Source organism: Acinetobacter sp. WCHA39, from assembly GCF_002165385.1.
Lineage (GTDB): Bacteria > Pseudomonadota > Gammaproteobacteria > Pseudomonadales > Moraxellaceae > Acinetobacter.
Window position 1 is genome coordinate 1 of record NZ_NHRP01000040.1, and the last position, 25,238, is coordinate 25,238.

15 protein-coding genes and 8 pseudogenes are annotated in these 25,238 nt (G+C 37.3%); 11 read left to right on the forward strand and 12 right to left on the reverse strand.

The window, feature by feature from the left end; translation table 11 throughout:
- Positions 1-551: 551 nt before the first annotated feature.
- The 3 genes and pseudogenes from CDG56_RS14670 to CDG56_RS14680 all read right to left on the reverse strand — a co-directional run bounded on the left by CDG56_RS14670 (position 552) and on the right by CDG56_RS14680 (position 6,567).
- Positions 552-3,746, reverse strand: a pseudogene (locus tag CDG56_RS14670) (tyrosine-type recombinase/integrase).
- Positions 3,747-3,750: 4 nt separating this feature from the next.
- Positions 3,751-6,090 carry a hypothetical protein gene (locus CDG56_RS14675; RefSeq protein WP_074163990.1) on the reverse strand — a complete coding sequence of 780 codons (2,340 nt, stop codon included), beginning with the start codon at positions 6,088-6,090 and terminating at the stop codon, positions 3,751-3,753.
- 12 nt (positions 6,091-6,102) lie between these two features.
- Positions 6,103-6,567: a hypothetical protein gene (locus CDG56_RS14680; protein WP_032073110.1), complete on the reverse strand. Its 465-nt coding sequence runs from the start codon at positions 6,565-6,567 to the stop codon at positions 6,103-6,105.
- Between the two features lie 274 nt (positions 6,568-6,841).
- On the opposite strand from CDG56_RS14680, the gene CDG56_RS14685 reads away from it, so the two are divergent.
- The 4 genes and pseudogenes from CDG56_RS14685 to CDG56_RS14705 form a co-directional block, all read left to right on the forward strand.
- Positions 6,842-7,009 (forward strand): YhfG family protein, encoded by a 168-nt coding sequence (locus CDG56_RS14685; protein WP_002125865.1) that lies wholly within the window; start codon positions 6,842-6,844, stop codon positions 7,007-7,009.
- A gap of 12 nt (positions 7,010-7,021) precedes the next feature.
- On the forward strand, positions 7,022-7,618 hold the full coding sequence (locus tag CDG56_RS14690) for a putative adenosine monophosphate-protein transferase Fic (protein WP_004826955.1): 597 nt from the start codon (positions 7,022-7,024) through the stop codon (positions 7,616-7,618).
- 349 nt (positions 7,619-7,967) lie between these two features.
- Positions 7,968-8,225, forward strand: a complete 258-nt coding sequence (locus tag CDG56_RS14700; RefSeq protein WP_004726728.1) for a hypothetical protein — start codon at positions 7,968-7,970, stop codon at positions 8,223-8,225.
- Positions 8,226-8,689: 464 nt separating this feature from the next.
- Positions 8,690-9,643, forward strand: a pseudogene (locus CDG56_RS14705) (type II toxin-antitoxin system HipA family toxin); the annotation flags it as partial.
- Positions 9,644-10,184: 541 nt separating this feature from the next.
- On the opposite strand, the gene CDG56_RS14710 reads toward CDG56_RS14705, so the two are convergent.
- The 7 genes and pseudogenes from CDG56_RS14710 to CDG56_RS14735 all read right to left on the reverse strand — a co-directional run bounded on the left by CDG56_RS14710 (position 10,185) and on the right by CDG56_RS14735 (position 19,141).
- A complete protein-coding gene (locus CDG56_RS14710) occupies positions 10,185-10,376 on the reverse strand; it encodes a hypothetical protein (RefSeq protein WP_074163989.1) in 192 nt (63 codons plus the stop codon).
- A 48-nt stretch (positions 10,377-10,424) separates the two neighbouring features.
- Positions 10,425-13,661, reverse strand: coding sequence for a type I restriction endonuclease subunit R (locus CDG56_RS14715; protein WP_074163988.1), 3,237 nt, complete (start codon positions 13,659-13,661; stop codon positions 10,425-10,427).
- Positions 13,662-13,699: 38 nt separating this feature from the next.
- On the reverse strand, positions 13,700-14,728 hold the full coding sequence (locus CDG56_RS14720) for a DUF2939 domain-containing protein (protein WP_074163987.1): 1,029 nt from the start codon (positions 14,726-14,728) through the stop codon (positions 13,700-13,702).
- A gap of 53 nt (positions 14,729-14,781) precedes the next feature.
- The gene (locus CDG56_RS14725; protein WP_074163986.1) at positions 14,782-15,993 is read right to left on the reverse strand and encodes a restriction endonuclease subunit S; all 1,212 of its coding nucleotides are present in this window, start codon (positions 15,991-15,993) and stop codon (positions 14,782-14,784) included.
- Positions 15,990-17,537: a type I restriction-modification system subunit M gene (locus CDG56_RS14730; RefSeq protein ID WP_074163985.1), complete on the reverse strand. Its 1,548-nt coding sequence runs from the start codon at positions 17,535-17,537 to the stop codon at positions 15,990-15,992. Before CDG56_RS14730 ends, CDG56_RS14725 begins: the two co-directional genes overlap by 4 nt.
- 268 nt (positions 17,538-17,805) lie before the next feature.
- Positions 17,806-17,928 (reverse strand): annotated as a pseudogene (locus CDG56_RS17125) (type II toxin-antitoxin system RelE family toxin); the annotation flags it as partial.
- A gap of 40 nt (positions 17,929-17,968) precedes the next feature.
- Positions 17,969-19,141, reverse strand: a complete 1,173-nt coding sequence (locus CDG56_RS14735; RefSeq protein ID WP_005155758.1) for a replication initiation protein — start codon at positions 19,139-19,141, stop codon at positions 17,969-17,971.
- A gap of 913 nt (positions 19,142-20,054) precedes the next feature.
- Between CDG56_RS14735 and CDG56_RS14740 the strand changes: the two genes are divergently transcribed.
- The 5 genes and pseudogenes from CDG56_RS14740 to CDG56_RS14760 all read left to right on the forward strand — a co-directional run.
- A complete protein-coding gene (locus CDG56_RS14740; protein ID WP_005166158.1) occupies positions 20,055-20,831 on the forward strand; it encodes a ParA family protein in 777 nt (258 codons plus the stop codon).
- Between the two features lie 18 nt (positions 20,832-20,849).
- Positions 20,850-21,749, forward strand: coding sequence for a ParB/RepB/Spo0J family partition protein (locus CDG56_RS14745; RefSeq protein ID WP_005166156.1), 900 nt, complete (start codon positions 20,850-20,852; stop codon positions 21,747-21,749).
- Positions 21,750-21,875: 126 nt separating this feature from the next.
- Positions 21,876-22,112 (forward strand): annotated as a pseudogene (locus CDG56_RS14750) (IS4 family transposase); the annotation flags it as partial.
- Between the two features lie 60 nt (positions 22,113-22,172).
- A pseudogene (locus tag CDG56_RS14755) lies at positions 22,173-22,873 on the forward strand (IS1 family transposase).
- 28 nt (positions 22,874-22,901) lie between these two features.
- A pseudogene (locus CDG56_RS14760) lies at positions 22,902-23,096 on the forward strand (IS4 family transposase); the annotation flags it as partial.
- Here the strand turns inward: CDG56_RS14760 and CDG56_RS14765 are convergent.
- Positions 23,093-24,132, reverse strand: a pseudogene (locus CDG56_RS14765) (ISNCY family transposase); the annotation flags it as partial. The pseudogenes CDG56_RS14760 and CDG56_RS14765 overlap by 4 nt on opposite strands.
- Positions 24,133-24,434: 302 nt before the next feature.
- Here CDG56_RS14765 and CDG56_RS14770 point away from each other — a divergent pair.
- Both CDG56_RS14770 and CDG56_RS14775 read left to right on the forward strand, forming a co-directional pair.
- Positions 24,435-24,722, forward strand: coding sequence for a BrnT family toxin (locus CDG56_RS14770; protein ID WP_005155676.1), 288 nt, complete (start codon positions 24,435-24,437; stop codon positions 24,720-24,722).
- Positions 24,709-25,020, forward strand: coding sequence for a BrnA antitoxin family protein (locus CDG56_RS14775; protein ID WP_005155677.1), 312 nt, complete (start codon positions 24,709-24,711; stop codon positions 25,018-25,020). Before CDG56_RS14770 ends, CDG56_RS14775 begins: the two co-directional genes overlap by 14 nt.
- A gap of 78 nt (positions 25,021-25,098) precedes the next feature.
- Here CDG56_RS14775 and CDG56_RS14780 read toward each other — a convergent pair.
- Positions 25,099-25,238, reverse strand: a pseudogene (locus tag CDG56_RS14780) (IS4 family transposase); the annotation flags it as partial.

A 25,238-nucleotide genomic window follows, 5' to 3' on the forward strand; every position in this document is an offset into this window, starting at 1 on the left:
CGCTTTAGTATCATGTTTGAAGAGCGTGTAACCAAGTATTTTTAAAACTGTATTTACACAGAATTATTTACACCCTCTTATTTTCATCTTCTAGCATTATTATCCCCTTTGCAATTTAATCAAACCGAATTAATGGCATGCTTAAAATGCTAAAATCACAATTTTAAATAGTTGATATCTTGTTTTAAAATTATACGAATAACAATAGTTCTCTTACACAAATCATTTCTTTCTCAATTCTATATTGTAAATTCCAACAATTAAAAGAAATCCCATACGCAGTCTTTTACCTCGATTTCGGTAACGCTCGGCTTTGTTGCCCAAAGATTTGAAGATTAAATTTGCCCAAGCTGCCTCAGAATAAGCTTAATTTGATCCCTGTTTATCTTGTGGTTGAGCTTACCCTATCGATATGTTTCCTCGATTGATCAAGGATTTATTGTAAGAGCACCAATTCGTTGTACGGTAGACTTAAGGTATAGGCTTGAGCAAAAAAGCCGTTTACTTATGACCAAAGAAATTTTTAAACAATACCTTTTAGTTAGCTTAGGCTATTTAATCCAAAGCTCATCTTCCTGCATGATTTTTAACATTAGATTAAATAAAACCAGAACTGTCACATTTTTATTAGAGTCTATTCTTTGAAAACTGAATTGAACTCTTCGCTCAGGTGCATTCATATTAACTGGATAATTTTGTATACCTAAATTTAGCTCTTCTCCTAATATTGGCTTCATTCCAGCAATAAAACTTCTAATTCGTTGCTCATCGTCTTGATCTCGACATACAAAATGCAAAAAATTCTTACGTAACTTACCAAAGTGTAATAATATTTTTAGAGCATCAATCTTGTTCTTTCTTTGATATATGTCAGGCCTATTCTCTTCTTGATCGTACAAATCAAGGAAGGTATTGCGTTCATTAGAACGAGACAATTTCCTGGCTTTATTGTGAAGATCCTCAAACCAACCTTCATCTATAATCTCTCCCTCAATATTTTCAACTTTTAAGTTAAATTTTTGGGGGCTCATCCATTTAGTGCACATCAATTGACATCGCTGCAGCCATACTTGAGCTTGGGGATCTTTGCTACGGGCATCTCTAAAATTTATCAAACGTTGATAAGGTGTCAGAGTACTATTCTCGATACTAAACTTCTTCTCTTGTTGGCCAACCATTGTGAATGGCTGTGTTTGCTGATGATAAGAATCAAACCATTTCTGCTGCTGAGTATAACGATTTAAGTTTATGTACTCTGTACTTGACTTCACTGGACCAAAACACTGTTCTAATACTTTTTTTGAAATGATACACGGCGAATTATAAATTCGATCGACTGCTAATAAATCCAAAACATGAAGGTAATTTGAAGCCGTTTGCTCAATACTGCTATGCCCCATCCAAGAGGCGAGCACCTGCCATTTATGTTGAATAATCTCTTCTTGAGCACGTGCTTTCATACCAAACAATAAATCCCTCATCTTTTTTGCTTTTACCCAAGGACAATCTGTGTAGGTCTTGATCATTTCTTTTGAACCGAGCAAAGTTATTGCTAGATAGTTAGCAGCACTGTGGCGTAATGTATGAAAACTAAAGCCATGATGCATACCTAATATTTGACTAAACAAATCTACTGTAATTTTGCTGATACATTGATCAGTTAATACACGATGATTCACACTAAAAAGTTGATCATCCTGCTGATTAACCAAATATTACTCATAACGATGTTGTATGTAACGTTGTACTACTAAAAACTCATGTTCTGACAATGCAATTTTCAATGGTATTTGACGATTCGCACTTCGCGTTTTCAGACGGCGATATGAATTGTCTTGGATATGAAGCGTGATATTATTAAAAACTGTATTTTCTTTTTCTTTATAAAGTAGCTCTGGGCAAATAATATCTTGTATTTTAAGACAACGAACTTCATTTAATCGAAGTCCAGTTCTATAACTTAGTAAATACATCAGCTTTAAACAACTCAGATGATCGACCCACTCTGATGCCGTTGGCTCTTGACTTAAATTTTCTAGTTTTTCCAATAATTTGCCAAATAGCAAAGGACTCACTAGCCGTGCATTGCAAATTTGTAAATGCTTAAAACTTGAATTCTGTAACACCAATACCCCTGGAGCATCATAATTCTCTATACAGAATTGATGAAAATCTTTTAGGCGACCAAAACGGTATTCTGCGCTTTGGTGCATCTTACGAGAGGTTTTTCCTTTCACCGAATCTCGTTGAACTGCTTTTTCATCACGTTCACTGCTGTATTTCAATAGCTGCCGATATAAATCCTCATAGTCATCTATGGATTGTTGCTTTAAATCTAATTTATTGAGCCAAATCTCAAATATAAATTCTTTGCCAAACGATCCTAAGTAGCTTTCAATAGTTGATAATTGAAGCCCTCGTTTTTTTAAATGCATTAACCAGTGAATTAAGCGTAGTTGAGCATCAATTAAAGACTTTTCCTCCGTATTAGCATCAACTATCTTCTCCTCTAACACCCTTCTAGTTTCTTGCCAAAAACGTAGCGTGCGTTCTTCTTTATTCCTCTTTTTATCTAAACGCTCAACTTTTTGACCTTTACGTTTCTTTTGACCAAACAACATCAACTCATACGGAATCGTTTGTAATTTGCTTTGAACAGTCGGAACTTCAGGAAGTAACTGCTCTTGTTCAAAATGAATAGGGCGATTATCTGGTTCTGTGACTTGATTGTAATCATTATTCCACAGCAATCTAAATTCGGATGGCCTTAAAGCAACAGTATTAATCTCTTGCTGAAGCACATTACTCAAAAATATATCTATGCTGAGGTTTGGATTAAATTCGAGTACCATTTGCACATCATTAAATGCACGAAATCCACGGCGTTTAATTTGATATTGCAGATCCCCAAGACTTTTTTTCCTGCCTATCTTACTCAAGCTTTCTAAAATACAATCTTCAACTGAATGTTGCAGACAAAATTCTTTCTGAGTAGCTTTCAACTTTTTTAAATATTGCAAAATGAACTGCGCATATGGGTTAAAAAAAACATGTTTCCATTGGTACAACTTTCCCTGTTCTACATCGTTGCCATATTGAGAGTTTTCAACACGATAATGTAGTAACAATGGATTAGTGATTTTTTTGTAGTCCGAATGGTATAACCGAAAACAATTCAGATCTGTACCAAGCTCAATGGCCTCCTGCAATTGCTTCTGAATAGCAATCAAATGCTGTTCATCTGCACAGCCTGAAATATATATAAAACTTAAGCATAAATTTCCCCATAAGTACTTTGGTTCATTCCAATATTCAAATGAATCTTGCCAATACTGCCTTAATTCCTTAAGTACATGGATATGTAGATGCCCCTGTTCTAACCGTGACTCTGTACTCTCAATTTTTCTAGGCAGTACGATCCGTTTAGTATGTGGATTTAGCTTAATTCTGTATGATTTTTTATCTACATTCTGGTTGAATTGCTTCCTTCTTTTATTAAATTCATCTTCAGTAAATTGCATCAGTTTTGATTGTTCGTCTCGGCTCAACTTTTGACTCAAACAATCAACACTATCTTTAATGTCATGCCATTTTTCAGCGATCTGCTGATCAAGTTTTTGCTGCATTTCTTTCGTCAATACTTCAGGTGGAGAAGGCTGTCTATCTAGCGACTTTTTCACCATTTTATGAATATCAACAAATAGATCATCTAGTTGTGGTTTTATTAGTTCTTTGATTTTTTGCATACAACTATTTTCGCTCTAAGTGTTTAATCGATAAAGATTTGACATTATCTTGCAATTGCTGGCGGGCTTGCTGTACATAGACATTCGGGATAAGTGAAGAATGCGGATGAAAAGCCTCTCGGTCACGTTGGTCATGACCATACAGGGCCTGAATTAAGTGAAAAGCTAATGCTGGTTTACCCTCTTGCTGCTCATGCATCAAAAAATTCATATCAAAATGGCGTAACCAATTTGAATACATATTTCTGGGAAAAATCTCTCGCATATAGGCATTTACCCAGCTCCTTGATAACGGGATTAACTTAATTTTTTTACTCTGCCACTCTTTGACAGTCATCGGAAGGCTCTCGTTACTAACTAGGACCATTCCAAAAAGATCATTTATAGTAATTTTCTTCTTTACAAAGACTTGTCTAAAAAATAAACCGTATGCTTCAATAATTTGTTCTAAAAAAGTAGTGTAATTTTGCAATGCTTTGATGAAAAAATCAGATAATGGGATAAAGCGACCATCCTTTCTTGCCTTACTATTTTTCTTATCATTCACATATAAAAGCTTGAGTTCAAAACAGTAATCATCCAATTGACCCAACAGACTTTCTTTAGGTCGATTTGTTAAACACAACAAACTAACATGCCACATCCAGCAGGCATATGCATTCAGTTGATTAATGATATGTTTATGTTTTTGAATATTCTCTTCACAGTGCTTATGTAAGTAATTAAATTGCTCTTGTACGAAATTTGGTGCAAGTGCAAGTTGGCTCCCTATCCGACCTATAGATAAAGCAGATCTAATTTTAAATTTTTGTTGCAATATATTAAGTTCTGCTGTGTCTTCATCAAATTGAGCAGAATGCGGTGTAAGCACTGTTTCTAAATAGCAAAGATATGTAGTATCCAGTTGAGCCTTTGGAAGCCCGCCATAAAAAATACCGGGCATATGATGCTGACTATCCCGGCCCGCGATCACATGTGCAAGATATTCATTAAATGTTTCATAACATATATGAAAATATAATTGTGCTTGAAGTTTTTCAACGGTGATCGAACCTACAAACTGATTATCAAGCCATTTCTTAAGCTTGGTATTAATATAAGCTGAAGATATAGATGGATTATCTCCTTGCTCGATGTAGTCAAACCATGCCGCAGGTAGATGTAGTTGATGCGACATCTCTTCATTCCATCGCACATGATTTAAGCTCTTAATCTTCTGCTCTGTAATTTTAAGATTTAATTTGAGTAAATATTCGCGACGTCTACTTGAACCATTCTGGATCAAAATTCCATCTTGAATAAGCTCGTTAAAATTCATCAGTGCAACGGGTGATAATCCTGTCAACAGTGATAATAAACATGCAGCAGCTATTGCAGCATCTTTCCAGTTTCCAAATAATTCGGCTCTTAGTACATATACAACTTGCTTCAGTACGTCCGGCGCTAAATAATGAGGATTTGTAATAAATGGAGCATGCCGGCGTTGGCGATGACGCGTGTAATGCGCAACATAATCACTAATTATATGATTAAATTGTTTAGTCTTTTCATCTTCTGAATATAACTCTACTTCAGCGTCTGCAAGCTCAATTTCACCATCTTCATCTTTGTGAAGAGAGGCATCATGAAAACTGATTTTTGCGTTATATCCGACATCTTCTTGCTTACCTGATTTTATTTCACGAAATATTCTGACTTCGTTTTTAGTTGGCCATTGTAAAGCTTTCCGTTCTTTTGACTTACGTTGACGATGAACAACACTACGATCATCTAGTCGTATAAATATGATCAATAGTGCCGATAAATATTCAATTACTTTTATTTCTTGAAAATCATTAATATTAAAAAGTTGATTACGATCCTCGTTTTTCAAGCTACGTTCGTACATGACATAACGATTTAATAGCTTACTGCATTCTTCAAATAATTCAGCATTACTAGAATGCAGCACATATCGTGATACATAACGCAAGAGATCACAGACCTGTTTTTTCTTATTCTCACCTTTAGGAATTTTTGAAAAATCTTGGTAATGTCGATAAGTTAAAAAACTTGCTTGCAGAATCAGATAACGTTGAGACGTTAAATTTTGCGTATTACTAGTATCAGGAGATGCAAAATAACTTAAACAAGCTAGCAAATAATAATTACCAATTTGCCTCGTACTAGATATATAGCCGTATATCTGTTGCGCCTTCTCATATAGCGCATGAACTTTTTCATACAAATCATCTGATAGATCGAGAAATTGTGTATTCACAACTTCATCACGTAGCAGACAATAATCTTGTTGAAATTCTTCTGCTAACTCTAAAAATCGCTTTTCTCGTTCAGTCATTTGCATATTCATTTTCAATTAAATTTTTATCGAGTTGTATGTGTAAAATTCATTTAAATCCGCACAATTTGGTATGAGTTGATCTTTTATTGAATTTTTTGTCAGCTTAAAAAATCGAGCAAAAAATTTTGCATCTAACTCTTTTTGGGCTTTTCTCTCAAAGCATGAATGTTGCTGTGATTTTTCGATAAAATAATCCAGATTTTGTATCAACTGTATGATTGCAACATAATTAGAATGCACACGTAATCCTCGCTCCGTTTGCATCAATAGCAAAATTTTTTGCCAAATTTTGACGTAGATTACTTTGAACTTTGCTTGTACTACGACTTTCTGACTCTGTTTAATCTTTTTGATTTTCAATAATTCTGAATTGATTTTCACCATCTCAATCTGAATATCTGGCCGATCAAAGCAAAAGGGCATGATAAATTGCCCCATAAATATCTCTATATTTTTTACTAAATAGTCAAATTTTAACATTTTTATCGATATAAAAAATGAGCATATCTTTGTATATTAAAATTCATTTAATTTATCAACTAAATTTTCTCAAAATTACAATTATCAACAAATACATATGGTTTACTTATCATGGGTGGTCTAAATTTTAAAAATTCTTCCACTTTTTTTTAGTTTTCTGTTATTACATGAAACAATACCGTTGTATTACATTTTGAAATGCTGTGTATGCAGCATTGATCAAAAAGATTCTCTGCTATACTTACTTCACGTGTAGCATCAATGGAGTTTCGAAATGCTCAGAACCACTGAACAGAAAAAAAAATATATTCAAGCGACACGTGCGCAAAACTATCAAGCCAGCCTAAAGCTTGAAGGCATTACAACGACAGCTCAAACAACTCAACAAAGTAAAGCTGAAATCTTGCAAAAATATAAGAAGTATTCGCAACCCGAAACTTAGTCAGGTGCATGTATGGATAAATATGGGGAAATGGGTGACAGCCTGTATTGTTACCCTGGCACAAATATCCTAAAGAACAAACTCAATATTCATGATGAACAAATTTTAGAACAAGCTGAACTAGAACTGTCTGGATTGGCAAGTAACTTAATTGAATATGCTGAACCACCTTACGACTTACAATACTTAAAATCAATTCATGCGCAGCTCTTTGGCGACTTATACGACTGGGCAGGAAAGTTAAGACAAATCGATATTTCCAAAGGTGACACCCGTTTTTGTAATTTTTCCCGTATTGAAATTGAAACCAATAAACTACTCAAAACGCTTCAAGAAAAAAAATACTTTCAAGGCTTAGCACCACAACAACTGATTCCTCAACTTGCCGACTTGTATTGTGAGCTTAATGTCATACACCCATTCCGTGAAGGTAATGGACGTACACAACGGATTTTCTTTGAGCATCTGATTGCTCATTGTGGTTATGGTATTGATTGGTCTCGCATTGACTCTCAACAACAATGGATTCAAGCCAATATTGAAGGTTTTTATGGTAATTTAAATCCATTAATTAAGATTTTTGAAATATGCTTTATTCAAAATACCTAAAATTTAAGTAGTCGAAGCCCACAATCCTTAATGAGCCATCATCTTTGCTTCAATCCACTGATTAATTTCCCAAATAAACCAACAATCACGATTCTTAGAAATCTTAATACTCTTCGGGTAATTTAGGATCGTAATATTCAGATTACTTATCCAGAATTGAATAGATCGTTAACTTAGATAGACTTTTAAGCAATGTAACTTGCCGCATGTTTATCAACATATGTCTCAAAAAAGTCTGCCCATACATAGATTTATGGCGTTTAGTGCTTAAATTTCAGATTAATCTTCGTCTGATGACCTGAATGGATGTTACAGATTACATGCAGGTGAATTACTCTGTGGCTGTATCATGGCTTTTGTGCAATCCAATCCATTTGATCCGAATGTTCTCTTTTGCAATAAAGCAGCCTCTTCTGCTTTTCCTGAACCAACGAACTATGTCATTGATTTGATTCAACCGACAACAGTGATGCTGAATCAAATCTCCAAAGAAGGGATTAAATGCAAGAAATGTGGTAAGAAAAAGATAGGGGATGGAAGTTATTATCCGTCTAATTGGAACCAGCCCATGAGTCGAGATCAGTTGAGTAAGAATCATTTTAAATGAATAAGAGAAGGATGGCTTACCTCACTTCTCCGAATAACAATGCTATGCTTTTCAACCAAGGTTATAAATTGGCAACTACATTTCATTCTTCTTCATGCTGGTCCTATAGCCTGTAGACAATTACTACATCATTTGCATTCAATGCTCAATACAGCCTGTCAGCAGAACCGCAGCGATACTTTTTTTCGTGCATACATGTAGTGTTTAAATCCATTCATTTTTCAATGATCCTCTGCCGTTTATCACATTTATGGTCGATCTTTAACCTTGTGAAAAATGCACATACCGATCCCTTCAAACTGTCAAATTTATGTATGCATGACATTTAAAGAAAATTATCTGATCAATTTTTTTAGGTAAAATTCATCAAGAAAAAAGTTATTATTATTCATAACATCACCAATAACCACATAAAAACAATAATTTAATAAATTATTCTTCCAATTTTTTTATATTTAGTGTTATTGGAGCGTCTGACCTATATTAGTAGTCACGCAATGGGTGCCCTCTCCTTTGAACCTTGTGTTGCTGACATGCAAACCTCAGAAAATATCCCTTTACAACAACTGGCCCAGGAAGTTCAAGAAGTACTCAAAGGTGAAGGTGGTGAATTTCTACAGCATTTATTGGTCATGGGTGGCTCCCCTCAAGGTGCCAGACCAAAAGCGTTGGTTTACCGAGATCCTGTCAATTTAGAGTTTTCGACTCAAGATTCTGATCAACATGAAGCCTGGCTGATTAAGTTCCCTGCTCAGCAAGAGCATCCTGAAGTCTGCGCCATTGAAGCCGTCTATGCAGAATGTTTGCGACTTTGTGCAATTGAGACTCCAGATACCCATTTCTTTAATTTGCCCAATGGTTTAACGGCTTTTGCTTCTAAACGATTCGATCGTCAAAATGGTATGCGGATTCCAATGCAGAGTTTGGCTGCATATACAGGAGCAGACTATAAAGTTCCAGGTAGCCTAGACTATCGCAATTTTCTCCGGGCAACCTTGATGTGTACGCAAGATGTACGAGAAAGATTGCATGCTTTTAAACGTGCTGTGTTTAATGTGCTTTTCAATAATCGGGATGACCATACTAAGAACTTTTCATTTCTCATGGAGAAAAATGGTCAATGGAAATTGGCTCCAGCCTATGATGTGACCTTCTGCGAGGGTCCAGGTGGTTATCATCAAATGGACATTATGGGAGAAGCGCTCAATATTTCCCGAAATGACATACATAAACTCGGTACTTCAGAAGCTAATCTGACTACTCTAGAAGTCGATGAGATCATCTTGACCATGCGTGAAATTGCACTTCAATTTAGTCAAATTGCGCAGCGCCTGTATCCCCATCAAATTCGAGAATCTACCCTACAGATGATTCAATCACGGATTCAACAGAATATTGATTTTTTAACTGAAACCTAAGCGTAAATATAAACTAAGCGCCAACCATCAACTGCAAATAGACTTTGATATAGTTAGTCGCTACATAATCTGTAGAACCTGTGAATTAGCTCTCTTTATAATCACGAATATTAGATGGATCACCGCCAAGATATATTCTGCAAACGTGAAATCACTACATCCAGATCGAAAATCACTAAGAAAAAACTGTCACCAAAAAAAGGTCTGCACTATGGATAGATGCAGACCAAACTCTGGATAACTACCAGCACGAGAAATATGTCGCAATTTTGCATAGACATGAATTTGATAAAATCAGCCCAGAAAGCCAGAAATTCATAAAAACTATTTCATCAATCCCCTATAACTTAATCACGTTCATGGTCGATCTTAAATCTTGTGAAAAGTACTCATGCTGACCTAGCCAAACTGTAAAACTCATGTATTCATAGCCTTTAAATGAATCTTTCAATCGGTATATTTAAGGTAAAAACTAGTAATCAGAAGTTATTATCACCCCCATATAAAACAAGGATCAACTTAAAAACAATAACTTAGTAAATTATTCTTCCATTTTTTTTATATTTAGTGTTATTAATTCTTGGTTTAAAGAAAAGGGACAACGAACGAATTTCTTTTGTGAAACTTCTAGATTCTTAACTCTTTTATCTGCTCCAGATATGAAATTTTCAACCAGTTTATCCTGATCTAAAAGCTTGTTAGCGGCAGTGTAAAAATGACCCTCTAATGACATTTAAAACTGCCCCCTTGTTGTGTTTTAGTTGTAATTTAGTGGTGACAACTAAGCTGCCGTTCCTAATTCTTCAGCCAATTGCTCTGCTTGTTCCAAGACAGTCTCTGTCGCCAGTAAAGCCATATCAGGTGGATAACCGTACTTCTTCAGCAAGCGTTTCACGATGACTCTGAGTTTCGCTCTCGCAGATTCCTTAACAGTCCAATCCAAGGTTACATTCTTACGAATCGAGTCTGTGAGGACAACTGCAAGCTCTCTAAGAATATCCTTTTGCATCAACTCTCTAGCACTGTCATTGTCTGCGACTGCTGAGTAGAACGCATATTCGTATTCAGTCAGGTTGAGTTCTTCTGCCAGCTTGTCTGATTCTTGGATGGCTTTAGCCAACTTGATGAGTTCATCAATCACTTCGGCTGCAGTCAGTACCTTGTTCTGATAGCCCTTGATTGCAGAACTCAGCATATCCATGAGCTTTTTACCTTGGGTGACACTGCGCTGTTCTCTTACCTTGATCTCATCACCAAGGAGCTTCTTCAATGTTTCAAGTGCAATGTTCTTATGCTGATAGCCTTTCATCTCCTGCAAAAACTCATCTGAGAGAATTGAGATGTCTGGCTTCTGGATTCCTGCTGCATCGAAGATGTCGACCACTTGTTCAGTAACAAGTGCTTGGTCAATGGTTTGCTTCACTTTGGCTTCAAGCTCAGCATTACTCATGCCTGAGACGTTGCCTGAGCCATCACTGAACTTCGCAAGTCGCGCTTTCACTGCTTGGAAGAAGGCAACCACTGGTGCTGCTTCCATCGCATGAGGATGAGGCACCGCTAAAGCAAACGCCTGTGACATCGCTGCAACTGCTGTCAGGAAGCGAGTCTTACCTTCTCCTTGGTCTACACCTAAGATGTGTTCTTCTGCTTCAAGGATAATATTGAGCTTACGAGAAGTATTGGCTGTGAAGTATTCTTGGTAATTGAAGCCATGCATGATGCCATCAATCACTTCGAGCTTCTCTTGTAGAATGGTTGCAGCTTCGTCTTGAACCAGTGCAGGATCACCCTTACCACCTGCTTCAGAGTAAAATGAAAGTGCTTCTTTCAGGTCAGATGCGATACCAAGGTAATCGACAACTAAGCCACCAATCTTGTCTTTGTAGACTCGGTTCACTCGTGCAATCGCTTGCATGAGGTTATGGCCTTTCATTGGCTTGTCGATGTATAGCGTGTGCATACTCGGTGCATCGAAGCCAGTCAGCCACATATCACGAACAATCACCAGTTTCAGCTTGTCATCATTGTCCTTCATACGATTGGCCAGGATTTGGCGTTGTTGCTTGGTCGTATGGTGTTTAGCAATCTCCTTACCATCAGAAGCAGATGAGGTCATCACCACCTTGATCACACCATCGTTTAGATCATCGCTATGCCATTCTGGTTTGATCGCTACAATTTCGTTGTAGAGGTCGACAGCAATCCTGCGGGACATGCTGACGATCATGCCTTTACCTTGGTTTGCATTAGCTTTCAGACGTTGTTCAAAGTGTTCTACGATGTCTTTGGCAATCGCCTTGATACGCTCTTTACTGCCGATCAGTCCTTCGACCCTTGCCCACTTCGCACGCTCTTTTTGTGTTTGGTTTAAGTCGTCTTCACTGAACTGTTCGTCGAAGTCTTCAATCAGCTCTTTGCCTTCCTCACTGATGGCAATCTTAGCAAGTCGGCTTTCATAGAAGATCCGAACCGTTGCACCATCTTCAACAGCTTGCGAGATGTCATAGATGTCGACATAGTTACCAAACACTGCAGGTGTGTTGACATCCGTTTTCTCAATTGGTGTACCAGTGAAGCCAAGATAAGTGGCATTCGGTAAAGCATCACGCATGTACTTGGCAAAACCATAGACTGTACGTTTACCTACCACCTTACCATCATCATCTTTGACATCGACCTCTTTTGCATTGAAGCCATACTGCGAACGATGTGCTTCGTCTGCTATTACGACAATATTGGTTCGGTCTGAGAGTTGCTCATAGACACTGCCACCATCATCAGGTTGGAACTTCTGGATAGTGGTGAAGATCACCCCACCTGAACCAACCTTGAGTAGCTCTTTGAGTTCTTCTCGATTCTCTGCTTGCTTTGGTGTCTGGCGCAGTAATTGGCTGGATGCAGCAAAGGTTCCAAACAGTTGGTCATCCAGATCGTTCCGGTCTGTGATCACGACCACTGTTGGGTTATCCAAAGCCAAGACAATCTTGCCTGTGTAGAAGACCATAGACAGAGATTTACCCGAACCTTGGGTATGCCATACTACACCTGCCTTTTTGTCACCTACTGCCTGCTGTTGAACCAGTTCCAGTTTGCTTCTGCCTTGCTGCTGCATTGCGACTTCTGCAGACTTCGAGTCCGAGTTTACTGCAGATGCACGAATAGTAGAGAGGACTGCTGCATTCACTGCATAGTACTGGTGGTAAGCAGCCATCTTCTTAATAGTTTTGATGGTGATCAAACCATTGGCATCTTCTTGTTTGCTGGATTCAAATACAATGAAGTGTCTGATCATGTCGAGTAATGTGACTGGATTGAGCAAACCATGTAGCAAGACTTCAAGCTGTGCTTGAGTACTTTTGGCTTTGGTTTGACCATTACTGGTCTTCCATGCCATGTAACGACTCAGGTCTGCTGATACAGTGCCTGCTTTCGCCTCTAAACCATCAGAGATGACGTTGAAGGCATTGTAGGTAAACAGACTAGGGATTTGGCTTTGGTAGGTCTGTATCTGCTTATATGCGCCTTCTATAGTGGCATTCTCGTCTGTGGCATTTTTAAGCTCAATGACCACTAAAGGTAAGCCATTCACATAGATGATAATGTCAGGTCGTCTTGTCCAACGATCTTCTTTGATGGTGACTTGGTTTACGACAAGGAATTGGTTATTGCTTGGATTATTGAAGTCAACAAGCCAAGCATATTCACCTTGGGTGTTACCATCCTTGCTCACTTCAATGTTGATGCCTTCAGTAAGTAAGCGGTGGAATGCCTGGTTGTTGCTGAGCATATCCGGGGAGTGCAGATTGGTGACTTGCTTCAGTGCTTCAATGCATTTGTCTTCGCTCAAATGAGGATTCAGACGTTGTAATGCTTCAAGTACCTTGGCTTCTAGGATGACCTGCTTATAGCTTCGTAGAGGGTTATTTCCTTTGGATTCAATTTCTGGTCCATACACATAGGTATAACCCATTCCCTCTAGTTGCTCTATCGCCATCAGCTCAATGTCTGATTCAGTCATCTTAGTCACTATCCTCCCCCCCCTTGCTCACTTCTTCTTTATTCAGTATGTACGTTGTAGCCGTAATTCGTTGTCATTTCTTCTAGTGTTCCATTGAAATCGCCATGACACGCATGAGCATAAATTTCAGCATCCGACATCAAAACGCCTGGTACACCTAGATCTTTGTTCAATGGAACTACTGTCACTTGTCCTTCCATACGAACTGTCGGCTTCTCAATAGAGCAAGTAATTTGGATTGTATGAGTAGCATCATTCCACTCAGTAGACTCATCCTCCCACCCTTTGCTTCCACCCAACAAGGTCAATTCGATATCTACGTCATTTGGAGTTTGGCTTAATATTTCAAATCCTTTGACCTGTGCAACAGAACATGGATCACGATAGCAAAATTCCATGACTTTACCGACTTGAGCACCAGAGTGATTAAAGACCGTTTGAGATATTGTTGGTCGATCTTGTACTTTTGCCTCAAGTACTTGTTCGCTTGATGTATCTTGAAGATTAGATTCTTGATCCAAAGCGACTGAATTCTGATCTAGGTCTAAAGCTAATTTGGTTACCTTCCAACTTAAGCCATTACGATGCATAATGACTTTCAGCTTCTTGTCTGTATCCAATCGCTTAAGCGTTAACTCAAAATCATTAATAGTTAAATATCGAGTACTCGACTCAAACTTTACATTCTGTTCTTGCTTGACATCTTCAGTTGCCAAATCTTGCTTAATTGCATCACGAATATCCTTACCTTGAAGCATGAGTGTTACACCCTCAGGTGTCACCATGGCATCAACGACTTTATCCACCATAGCAACAGCCAACATTTCACCTAATGCTTCCCAACCATCACTATTGCTATTCGCCATGTCCTTCATAACACTGGCTTTCACCTGAGATTTAAAGCTTTCTCGAACGCTTGGATAATCAATGTAGGTTGATAGCTTTTCAGTATCACCTGCTTCTGCTGCTTTCTTAATGTTATTGATGGCGAGATATGGCGAAGCATACAAATAGCCACAGATCACGACTACGATTGCAATTAAAGCCCCTATTAGCTTCTTGTTCATGTTTACCCCTGGATGTAAAAAAGGTGAAGCCACAATAGGCTTCACCTCAAAAATTAAGCTGCTGATTCTTGTTTAAATTGCACGCGTACTTCACCACTCATCAGTTTGGGAAGCAGGGTGTCGCGGAGTTTTTCTAATGTTTGGATTTGTTCGAAATTTGAGTTGATCTTATTGAACACTTCCGAAGTTATTGTGTGATAAGACATTATAAGCTCTGTTGGAGGTAATCTAATATCAATCTTCTTAAGATGTGTAGGTCCAAAATTAAGTTGTACACTTCCACTAGCAGTGGTCTCAAGCTCTTCAAGAAAAACTCTTGACTTTAAGTAAGAGTACATAAATTCTCTGTATATATCTTGCTTAGGGCGAAAACGTATGACGCTAGTATTGAGACATAGAGGTAGGTGATACTTTCTAATGATCGCACTCTTTCCTAGGGTTCCAGATGTTGAGACTATTAAATCACCTTCTTCAAGCATGAAGTGCTTATACTTTCCGAATGCTTCTTCCTCAGAAATCTTATTAGCACTATTTACGTTCACCTCTCCCACATCGATCAGACGAATGTTAATGAAGTTCACTCCATTCTCTACATATTGCCAATTTCTAATCCCTGGACCCTCTAAAAAGTCAAAAATACGACTTAAAGGAGTTACTTCCCAATCCTCTTTCGCTTCCTCAATAAACCACTGACGAAACAGTGTTTCAGCCATGGCTTCCAAGGTTTTGTTCTGACGATGTAATAAGTCAATCTTATCATCCAATGATGAAAGGACTGAGGCTATGGCTTTTTGTTCAGGGAGAGGTGGATATGAAATAGGGATATCTTTAAGAATTTGCGTATTGATAGATGGCATTGTTGCACCAACAGCAATATTCAAAATGTATTCTCTAAATTTTTCTTGCCTAAAAAAATAGCTCAAGAAAAGAGAGTCAACCTCTACTGTAGATACGCGTACTCTCAGCATTCGAGAAGAGAAGAGCCAACCTTGATTCTCGGGTTTTACATATGCACTCAGATCAACTGATCCCACACGTGTAAAGACGATGTCACCTGCATTTAGAGAATACCTTGCTAAGCGTTGTCTATCATCCTCAGTAACTGAAGGATAATCAATGTTTTGTATCCGAAAAGCATTAATGTGCTCAACAGTAATTACAGGTGTACCTCCTGTAATGTATTGCTCATTCTTAAGTTGGCTACCAAAAGGACCTGTTTGCACTTCTGCAATCGAGCCCAACAAACATTGTTTCCAATCGCTCATACAATCACCTTTGCCAAGTTCTCAGCAATAGCTTGGTTCAACTTCGCTTCCTCTACAAGCTGTGCTTCAAACTCTGCCTTAAGGCTAGTGAAGCGTTCCTTAAAGTCAAATTCATCTTCGTCATCAGCTAAACCAACATAACGACCTGGGGTGAGTACATAATCAAGCTCTGCCACTTTCTCAAGCGGTACAGATGCACAGAAGCCTGCAACGTCTTCGTACTCACCGTCTTTGTTACGCCAATTGTGGTAAGTGTCAGTAATCAACTTGATGTCTTCATCCGACAACACCTTGGTTCTGCGGTTAATCAGATGACCTAAGTTACGAGCATCAATGAACAGAATCTCATTGCTACGGTCTTTGTACTTGGTTGAACCAACACGGTCACGACGCATAAACCATAGAGCAGCAGGAATCTGGGTATTCAGAAACAGCTTTGCAGGTAGGTTCACAATACAGTCAATGACATTGGCTTCTGAAACCAAGGCTTTACGAATCTCACCTTCACCACTGGTTTTAGAGGTTAAAGCACCTTTCGCAAGGACTACACCTGCCTGACCTTTAGGACTCATGTGATACAAGAAGTGTTGCATCCATGCGAAGTTGGCATTACCTGCAGGTGGTACACCCAATGACCAACGAGCATCTTCTTTAAGTAAGTCACCACTCCAGTCAGAGACGTTGAATGGTGGATTAGCAATGATGTAATCCGCTTTTAGGTCTTTGTGTGCATCGTTGAGGAATGAACCCTCAGAGTTCCACTTCACATGCTCTGAGTTGATGCCACGAATGGCTAAGTTCATCTTAGCGAGTCGCCAAGTGGTTTGGTTACTCTCTTGTCCATAGATCGAGATGTCATCGACTAAGCCTTGATGAGACTCTACAAACTTCTCAGACTGAACAAACATACCCCCTGAACCACAGCAAGGATCGAATACACGTCCTTTGTATGGCTCCAACATTTCAACCAATAGGCTCACAATGGATTTAGGCGTGTAGAACTGCCCGCCTTGCTTGCCTTCAGCTAAAGCGAACTCACCAAGGAAGTACTCGAATACATGCCCTAGCACGTCGGCAGAGCGAGATTTCGCATCGCCTAGTGCAATGTTACCAATCAGGTCAATCAGCTCTCCTAAGCTCGTAGGATCGAGATTCTGACGTGCATAGACCTTAGGAAGTACGCCTTTGAGCTGAGGGTTGTCATTCTCAATAGCTTCCATTGCTTCATCGACTAACTTGCCAATGTTAGGTTGTTTTGCTTGGTTTAACAGGAATGACCAACGTGCATTCTCTGGAACAAAAAAAACGTTGTATGCAGTGTATTCATCACGGTCTTCTGGGTCAGCTCCGGCAAACTCTCCCTCACCTTCTACGAGTAAGTTGTAGTGAGCTTCGAATGTGTCGCTGATGTATTTGAGGAAGATCAAACCAAGAACAACATGCTTGTACTCTGCAGCGTCAATGTTCTTACGAAGTTTGTCTGCTGTTTTCCACAGAACGACTTCTAAGGGTTCTTGTTTGGTTTGCTTTGGAGCACGAGCCATAAAATCAACCTGCAATGAATAGCTTATCTAGTTTTAGTAAGGGAATAGTAACCAATTATCTGTGCATGCGTAAGCATGTAGATGACATTACTTGTCGTATATCTTTGAGATACCGAACTTATCGTAGTACTTGAATCTTGAAAGATTGGTTTTGTATTGATCAGAGATACTTGGATTGCCTCCACCTTTACTCTTACTTGGTTCAGCTTGGACAGGAAACTTGCTGTCGTTACTAAATAAGATGAGTATGTTGCTGAAACTCACCTTTTTTGGGAATGCGAGGATTCTCCAAAACCTTGATCAACTTCCTCTTCAATGGCTGCTTAATACTTGGATTCAGCTTGTTCCATTCTGCTAATGCTTCTTCTAAAAAATCTAACTTATAGGTCATCAATATTTACTAGTAAAAAGTGTAGCAAGTTGCTACACAGTCATATAACGTCTTTTCCAAATATTTCATTCAATCGTTTTCTATTTTCTTTTACAAAATTTGGATTATTTTTTAATTTATATTTCATTTCTTTCTTAAATTCACTCATTGAACTGCCAGCGACAGCAAAATCCATTTGGAACATAATATCATTCACTATCACATTTGCTTGAGATTCAGTTAAGCACCCTTCTGTCTTAAACCACTTACTAAACTGTTTATAATTTGGGTCGTTTGCATAGATGTACCAAGACCTTACGGTCATATCGAACTTCGCACCTAATTCTTTAACAAGCGCATTATCATCAAAATTGACATCTAAATAGATTTGAGTCTTATCATTAGCATTAGATACAACAGCTTCAGTGGCATGCCTATTAAGAATTTTAAATCGAACTCCAACAATAGGTCGACCTTTCTTGATGGTATCGTACTCTAATTGAAGACTAGTCCTTTCATTAATTTCTTCAATAATTTTGTCTAAAACGTATCGTCTAAAATCAACCCAACGATCGTATTTTTTCTCCCCAATATCAATTAGTGCTTTGATATTCTCAAGTGAAAGTTCAACCTCATAAGAATCTTGATTAGCATACTTAAATTCATTTTTGATAAAGTATGAATACAAACTCATACTAGTTACAGAGTCCAAAGCAAATAAATCTTTCAATTGATAGGTCGTAAAATTTCCATTTGCTAAACGAGTAAAATATGGAAGTACTTCACTGGTGAAACGTATCTGCAAAGCATTTTTAGCATCATCTTCCCAACGGAGTTCACGAATAATTGGTACTACTGAGTGTACTTTTTTAACTTTACGCTTATTATCATCCACGGGCTCTTCAATTACAAAATGAGCTACTCGTGATGATAATTCTTTATAAATACGATCAATAGCAACATTAATGGAATTCTTTTTATCTAATCCTAATAGTTCGCCTAAATCATCTTTATGCAAATAAATATAAGTTTGCTCTGTAATTTCACGATCTTGATTATTCTTCTCACCATAATTCGCAACAGCCATTGCATAAAGTAGAGCTTTATACTCATTAGATGATAATTCAATTGGTCTAATCAGACGGTTACTAGTGCTGACTACTCCATTATGTCGAATATTACCAATACAATAAGGTAGATGTTCTAATTCTTCTGGTTCGTTGTGATTGCTCATAAGTGGAAAGATTAAAATATTTTCTACATGTTATACACAAAAGTGGAAGAAGATGCAAACTGCTCACTATTTTCTCTTGCTTACATTAAATTAACTCAGTTTATGCCCATCAAACACCTTAAGAGTGGAAGAAGTGTCACTATTAAAGTGCAATTTTGATACTATTCAGCCTTATGGTGGAATAAATATGAAATTAAACACTTTTAAGTGACAATTCTTCCACCTTTGATTATTCATCCGTGCCGCTAAAGCAATCAATTTGAAAGTAGAAATAGCCTACAACACCACTAAAGTGGAATTAATAAACACATATTCCACTATTAAAGTGACAAACATTCCACCATTCCGGTATTCTTGACTATCAAACATCATGTTATCAATTAAATTTTATACAAATAGTTTATCCACAGAATAAAAAACATCTAATGACAAGTCTTCCACCTTTATTTTAAGAAAAACAAACTTATCAACATTATAAGTAATTGAATTATATTATTTTAAACTAAAAAATCCACGTTAAAATAAATAACAATGACAAGTCTTCCACCATAGTGACAAACCTTCCACTTATCGGTGACAGACCTTCCACTTATTAGTGACAAACCTTCCACTTATCAGTGACAGGCCTTCCACTTATCAATGACAGGCTTTCCACTTATTAGTGACACGCCTTCCACTTTAAAAACTCTATATATTTGTTTTTAAACAAATAAAATCTGTCTAATTATAATTAACTAATTAATATTAATTAATACTAATTAAAATTAGCTAGCTATATTTTTAAAAAAAGTTAAGAAATGTTTTTGCTACATCTTCTGAATTTAAAAGATAAAAATATGACAAAGGAACTGTAGCAAGTTGCTACAAATATCTTTATATTAAATGAAATCAAAGTAAATTCCTTAAGACAAATATGTCAACTAAAATCATTGCTGTAGCTAATCATAAAGGTGGTTGCGGGAAAACAACTACTGTAGTACATCTCGCTTCAGAACTTGCCGAATTAGGAAATAAAGTCTTAGTAATTGATCTAGATCCACAAGCAAATGCAAGTTTACATATAGGATTAAGACACCCTAGCGAAGTTGAAACTACATCAGCTGAATTACTTATTGGTGATATAAGTCTATTATCGGAAGCATTAGAAGAAGAAACAAAATTTAAAAATGTTTCCTTAATATATGGCTCATTAACTCTTGGTAAAACTGAAGATCAATTGAAAGATGATGCACCAAGACCATCCGAGGAACTTTCAAATAAATTGGAAATTCTAGAAGGATTATATGACTACATTCTTATTGATTGTCCTCCGAGCTTAAAATTACTAACCAGCAATGCTTTAGCCGCTTCGACACATGTTATTGTTCCAATTGAATCTGGTTCACAATACGGTCTCTATGGGGTTACTGATTTAATTAATCATTTAAGTAAAATTAGAAGAGTTAACCCTGAATTAGAACTCTTAGGTGCTTTATTAATTAAACATGATGAGCGTCAGAATGTATGTAAATTAATAAAAGATGAAGCATTTAATCAAGTTGGAGAATTATTGCATACCACAATTCCAATGAGCACTAAGGTTAATCAAGCTGCAATTTTGCAACAACCTTTATTATCTGTTGATAAAAACTCAAAAGTTCGAAAAGCTTTTGAAACTTTAGCACAAGAAATTGTTCGGCGTGTCGGATAATATAATTCTGGAAATACTATGGTAAGTAATAAAGAGCTATTGGCTAAACGTCTTCAGCAAAATACTCAAAAGCATCAACATGCCCAAAAAGAGCATATTAACGATGTCAAAGAGCTAAGACGTAATGTACAAATTACAGATATTCAGGCTAGCCCTAACCAGCCTCGAAAACTCTTTAATCAACAAGATATTGAAGATTTAGCAGCATCAATTGAGGAAATTGGACTATTACAACCAATTGCAGTTCGTAGAATAAATGATAAATATGAGTTGATTGCTGGTGAAAGACGATTGAAAGCCCACCAATTTCTCAATAAGAACACCATTGAAGTAATCATTATTGATGCATCAGATGAAGAAGTTGCTTTATTAACATTAGCTGAAAATTTAAAGCGAGAAGATCTGACAGATTATGAAATATATGTTGGATTAACTTCTTTGGATGAAGAATTAAAAAAAAATAAGCAGAAGTTAGCAAAGTCATTAGGTATGAATCGTGAAGATATGTATAAATATTTATCTTTTGAAAAATTACCTGGAGAGTTGATTGAAGATTTGGAAAAACAACCGTCATTATTAGCAAGGACCGCTGCTACAGCAGTGAAAAAGTTTCTATCAGATCATGAAGAAAACCATGAATATGCTAAAGCAGCATTATTCGAAGCATGGTCAAAATTGCTTAACAAAGAAGTTGAACAGACAAAATTGGCATCACTAGCTGAAAAAATCTTTAAGTCAAGAGAAACCAAAGAAGTTATTCAAACCTCAATTGTACATAAAATTGAATATGGTGGGAAAGTTGCTGGTAATATCAAATTTGACCATAATACATTAAAGGTATCTTTAAAAATCGGACAATTTGATGATCAAAATTTACAAGAATTAGAAACTTTCCTAAAACGAATGTTAGAGAAATAAAGTAAAAAATAGTGTAGCAACTTGCTACACTATTTTTTTAATTGAGTAAATTTATCTTTGTACATGACAAAAAAAGATAACTCATTGAAATAATGGCATAATACTTGTTTTCTGACGACGAATATGATGACTCATTTCAATGAGTTACATCTCATCTTAAACAAATATCTAAAGTGGAACAAGTCACATCTAAAATGTTTTACACTGATTATGCTGGCATTAATTGTAAAACAGACATGTAACCTTTCTTCTGCATCTAAAGCCTTACCCATCACGTGCTTACCACAATCATTTTATCGACGTGTACAACGTTTCTTTGCAGATCAGTATTTCGATTATCGTCAAATTTCTCAGTTAATTTTCAGGTGGTGTTTCAAAAAGTATGCTGAAACAAAGCAGGTTGAATTTTAATAAAATAGAGAAATGCGAATAACTCTAGAAATCAAATGTCCAACCTGCCTCAGTGACAGTATAAAGAAAAATGGCATCAAAGTAGATGGGAAACAAAACTATCAGTGTAAAGACTGTAAACGTCAGTTTATTGGCGACCATGCTCTGAGCTATCTAGGATGTAATTCAGGCATTACTCGAAAAATATTACAGTTGATGGTCAGAGGTAGTGGTATACGAGATATCGCTGAAGTTGAGCGAATCAGTATCGGTAAAGTTTTACGTACTTTAACCGAATCGACCTACCAAATTCAGCCTAAACAAAGTCATTATGAGTCTCTTGAAGTTGATGAGTTTTGGACTTTTGTGGGAAATAAGAATAATAAACAATGGCTTATTTACGCCTTCCATCGAGAAACAGGTGAGATTGTTGCTTATGTTTGGGGTAAAAGAGACTTAGCTACAGTTCAACGATTGAAGACAAAGCTTAAACAATTAGGTATTCACTACACCCGAATTGCAAGTGATCATTGGGACAGTTTCATAACTGCTTTTAAAAACTGCAAGCAAAGTATTGGTAAATTTTTTACTGTAGGCATTGAAGGTAATAATTGCAAAATAAGGCATCGAATTAGGCGCGGTTTTAGAAGGAGTCGTAATTTTTCAAAAAAGATTGAAAACCATTTTAAAGCTTTCGACTTAACCTTTTTTACATCAATAATGGCTTCATTTAATGTCAGCATACTTTTTGAAACACCACCAATTTTCAATATATTTTCATTCGATAAAGTCCAATTAACTTTGGATAGAACCAACTGGAAATGGGGAAAACGAGACATCAATATCTTGATGTTAGCCATCGTCTATCGTGGAATAGCGATACCTATTGTTTGGACATTGCTCAATAAACGTGGAAATTCAGATACAAAAGAGCGTATTGCTTTGATTCAACGCTTTTGATTTTCTTCGGTGTTTTCCAGGAGATATACGCATTTATCATAAGTAATCGTCAGGCTATTCGTGACTCTGCGGGGTTCACGCCAAGTAAAAATATCATCTAATTCTTCGGCTGTTTCAGTGATAGGCCGATGTGGATTCTTAGGATTAAAAGCCAGCTTGGCGAACTTCTGATTGAACTGCTCAATGAAGCAGGGTAGCCAGGCATTAGCTTGCTCAATCGAACAGATACATTTCAGGTGCATCTCCTTGATCAGACGATCCTGAAGGGTTCTGTTAGCACGTTCCACACGGCCTTTGGCCTGCGGTGAATTAGCGAAGATGATATCGATTTCAGGGTGCTGAGTACACGTCCAAACTGGGTAATCTTAGTGTCTTTCTTGCTGCTTTGATTCACTCTAAAGACTGAATGTTTGTCGCTGTAAAATGCTAAAGGCTTACCGTGCTGTTCGACATATAAGCGTGTTGAAATCATATAGTCAAAGGTTGATTCTGACTCACAGAAGCGTAAATGCTGCAATTTTCCTGTAGCATCATCGATAAACACCAGCAGACAGCATTTAGCAGCGCGTCCTTCAAACCAGTCATGGTGTGAGCCATCAATTTGGATCAGTTCACCAAAGCAATCCCGGTTGTAACGAGGCTGATACGGGCGTTTCAGGCGCTTGGATCGAGGAATCCATAAGTCAGCTGCAATCATTCAAGAACGCAGGGTTTCTACTGAAAGATCGAATCCATGTACGGTGGTGAGCTTTTCATGCGCTAAAGTGGGTCCGAAACCATGGAGTTGGTCAGAAACAATATTAAGGCACTTGAGTCTGAGTTCTTCAGGAAGTTTGGAATTGCTGATTTGGCCACGACCGGCATGGGCTAATGCAGATGGACCTTGAGCTTTGTATTTCTGCAGTAAGCGTCTGATCTGACGTTCTGAAATATGAAGTAGCTAGGCAGCCTGGGATTGAGTTATGCGTTGATCGCAGATTTCCTGCAAGACCGACAATCGTTTAAGTTCTTTATCTGATATAGACACCAACATATCAAACCGTCCGCTAAGGAAATTGCAGAAGTGCATATTCTAAAAGCGGACATTTTTACTTTGGAGAAACCGGACATTTCTATTTTGGAGTTACAGTTCTTTAAAAAATTATTGTTTTTCATATAGTTAAAAAATTTCAACCACCCTAAAAAACAGCAAAAGGCCGATTTTGAAACAAGTCGGCTTTTTATTCAGCGAAATTGTCACTTTCAGCCAATAAAATTGACCAAAAAAAACTCTATTCAGCTTGAGCGATACAATTATGTGATACATTATTGTATATACAAATTTGAATGTTTTTTATGGAACAGTATTTCGAATGGGATGAGGCAAAGAATCGAAAGAATCAGAAAAAGCATGATATCTCTTTTGAAACTGCAAGCCTTGTTTTTGAAGATCCTCTACGGATCTCAATCCAAGACAGACATACCAATGGGGAAGAGCGTTGGCAAACCATTGGTAAGGTTAAAGGCGTACTGATGTTATTAGTCGCTCATACCATCTTTGATGAAGATGACTGTGAAATCATACGAATCATTAGTGCAAGACAAGTAACCAAAGCGGAGCGCAATCAATATGAGCATGGTTAGATATACACGCGAAGAGCTGAATGAAAATTTCAGCAACAAGCAAGATGCTGAAGTTGAACACTTGCTTGCTAAGGGAACGGTTCCTGACGATCAGCTAGATCTATCAGATATTCCTGAAATTACAGACTGGAGTAATGCTATTCGTCATGGGCAATTTTTTCGTCCAGTGAAGCAACAAACGTCAGTTCGTCTTGATGCGGATGTATTAGCATGGTTAAAAGCACAAGGAAAAGGTTATCAAACACGTATGAATAAAATTCTGCGTGAAGCAATGCTAAAAGATTTAAAAAATCATTAATAAAAATGGGAGCTTAGGCTCCCATTTTTAATTTAGTATAACGTGTATTATGCTAATTTTCTCTGTAAACGACAAATTTCATAGGGACCTTGTCCTATCAGGCTTTTTCTTCCTTAAAATTGCGAGCACTTTCTTAAATTTTTCTTTTTTTCCAAAACCAATCAAACGTAGAATAGCCATTTGAACATAGTCCAAACCGTAGCGAAATAAACTTACTG

Excerpts from the sequence above, each read along its gene's own strand:
- CDG56_RS14675 (WP_074163990.1), bottom strand. The coding sequence starts at position 6,090 with ATGCAAATGACTGAACGAGAAAAGCGATTTTTAGAGTTAGCAGAAGAA.
- CDG56_RS14680 (WP_032073110.1), bottom strand. The coding sequence starts at position 6,567 with ATGTTAAAATTTGACTATTTAGTAAAAAATATAGAGATATTTATGGGG.
- CDG56_RS14685 (WP_002125865.1), top strand. The coding sequence starts at position 6,842 with ATGCTCAGAACCACTGAACAGAAAAAAAAATATATTCAAGCGACACGT.
- CDG56_RS14690 (WP_004826955.1), top strand. The coding sequence starts at position 7,022 with ATGGATAAATATGGGGAAATGGGTGACAGCCTGTATTGTTACCCTGGC.
- CDG56_RS14700 (WP_004726728.1), top strand. The coding sequence starts at position 7,968 with ATGGCTTTTGTGCAATCCAATCCATTTGATCCGAATGTTCTCTTTTGC.
- CDG56_RS14710 (WP_074163989.1), bottom strand. The coding sequence starts at position 10,376 with ATGTCATTAGAGGGTCATTTTTACACTGCCGCTAACAAGCTTTTAGAT.
- CDG56_RS14715 (WP_074163988.1), bottom strand. The coding sequence starts at position 13,661 with ATGACTGAATCAGACATTGAGCTGATGGCGATAGAGCAACTAGAGGGA.
- CDG56_RS14720 (WP_074163987.1), bottom strand. The coding sequence starts at position 14,728 with ATGAACAAGAAGCTAATAGGGGCTTTAATTGCAATCGTAGTCGTGATC.
- CDG56_RS14725 (WP_074163986.1), bottom strand. The coding sequence starts at position 15,993 with ATGAGCGATTGGAAACAATGTTTGTTGGGCTCGATTGCAGAAGTGCAA.
- CDG56_RS14730 (WP_074163985.1), bottom strand. The coding sequence starts at position 17,537 with ATGGCTCGTGCTCCAAAGCAAACCAAACAAGAACCCTTAGAAGTCGTT.
- CDG56_RS14735 (WP_005155758.1), bottom strand. The coding sequence starts at position 19,141 with ATGAGCAATCACAACGAACCAGAAGAATTAGAACATCTACCTTATTGT.
- CDG56_RS14740 (WP_005166158.1), top strand. The coding sequence starts at position 20,055 with ATGTCAACTAAAATCATTGCTGTAGCTAATCATAAAGGTGGTTGCGGG.
- CDG56_RS14745 (WP_005166156.1), top strand. The coding sequence starts at position 20,850 with ATGGTAAGTAATAAAGAGCTATTGGCTAAACGTCTTCAGCAAAATACT.
- CDG56_RS14770 (WP_005155676.1), top strand. The coding sequence starts at position 24,435 with ATGGAACAGTATTTCGAATGGGATGAGGCAAAGAATCGAAAGAATCAG.
- CDG56_RS14775 (WP_005155677.1), top strand. The coding sequence starts at position 24,709 with ATGAGCATGGTTAGATATACACGCGAAGAGCTGAATGAAAATTTCAGC.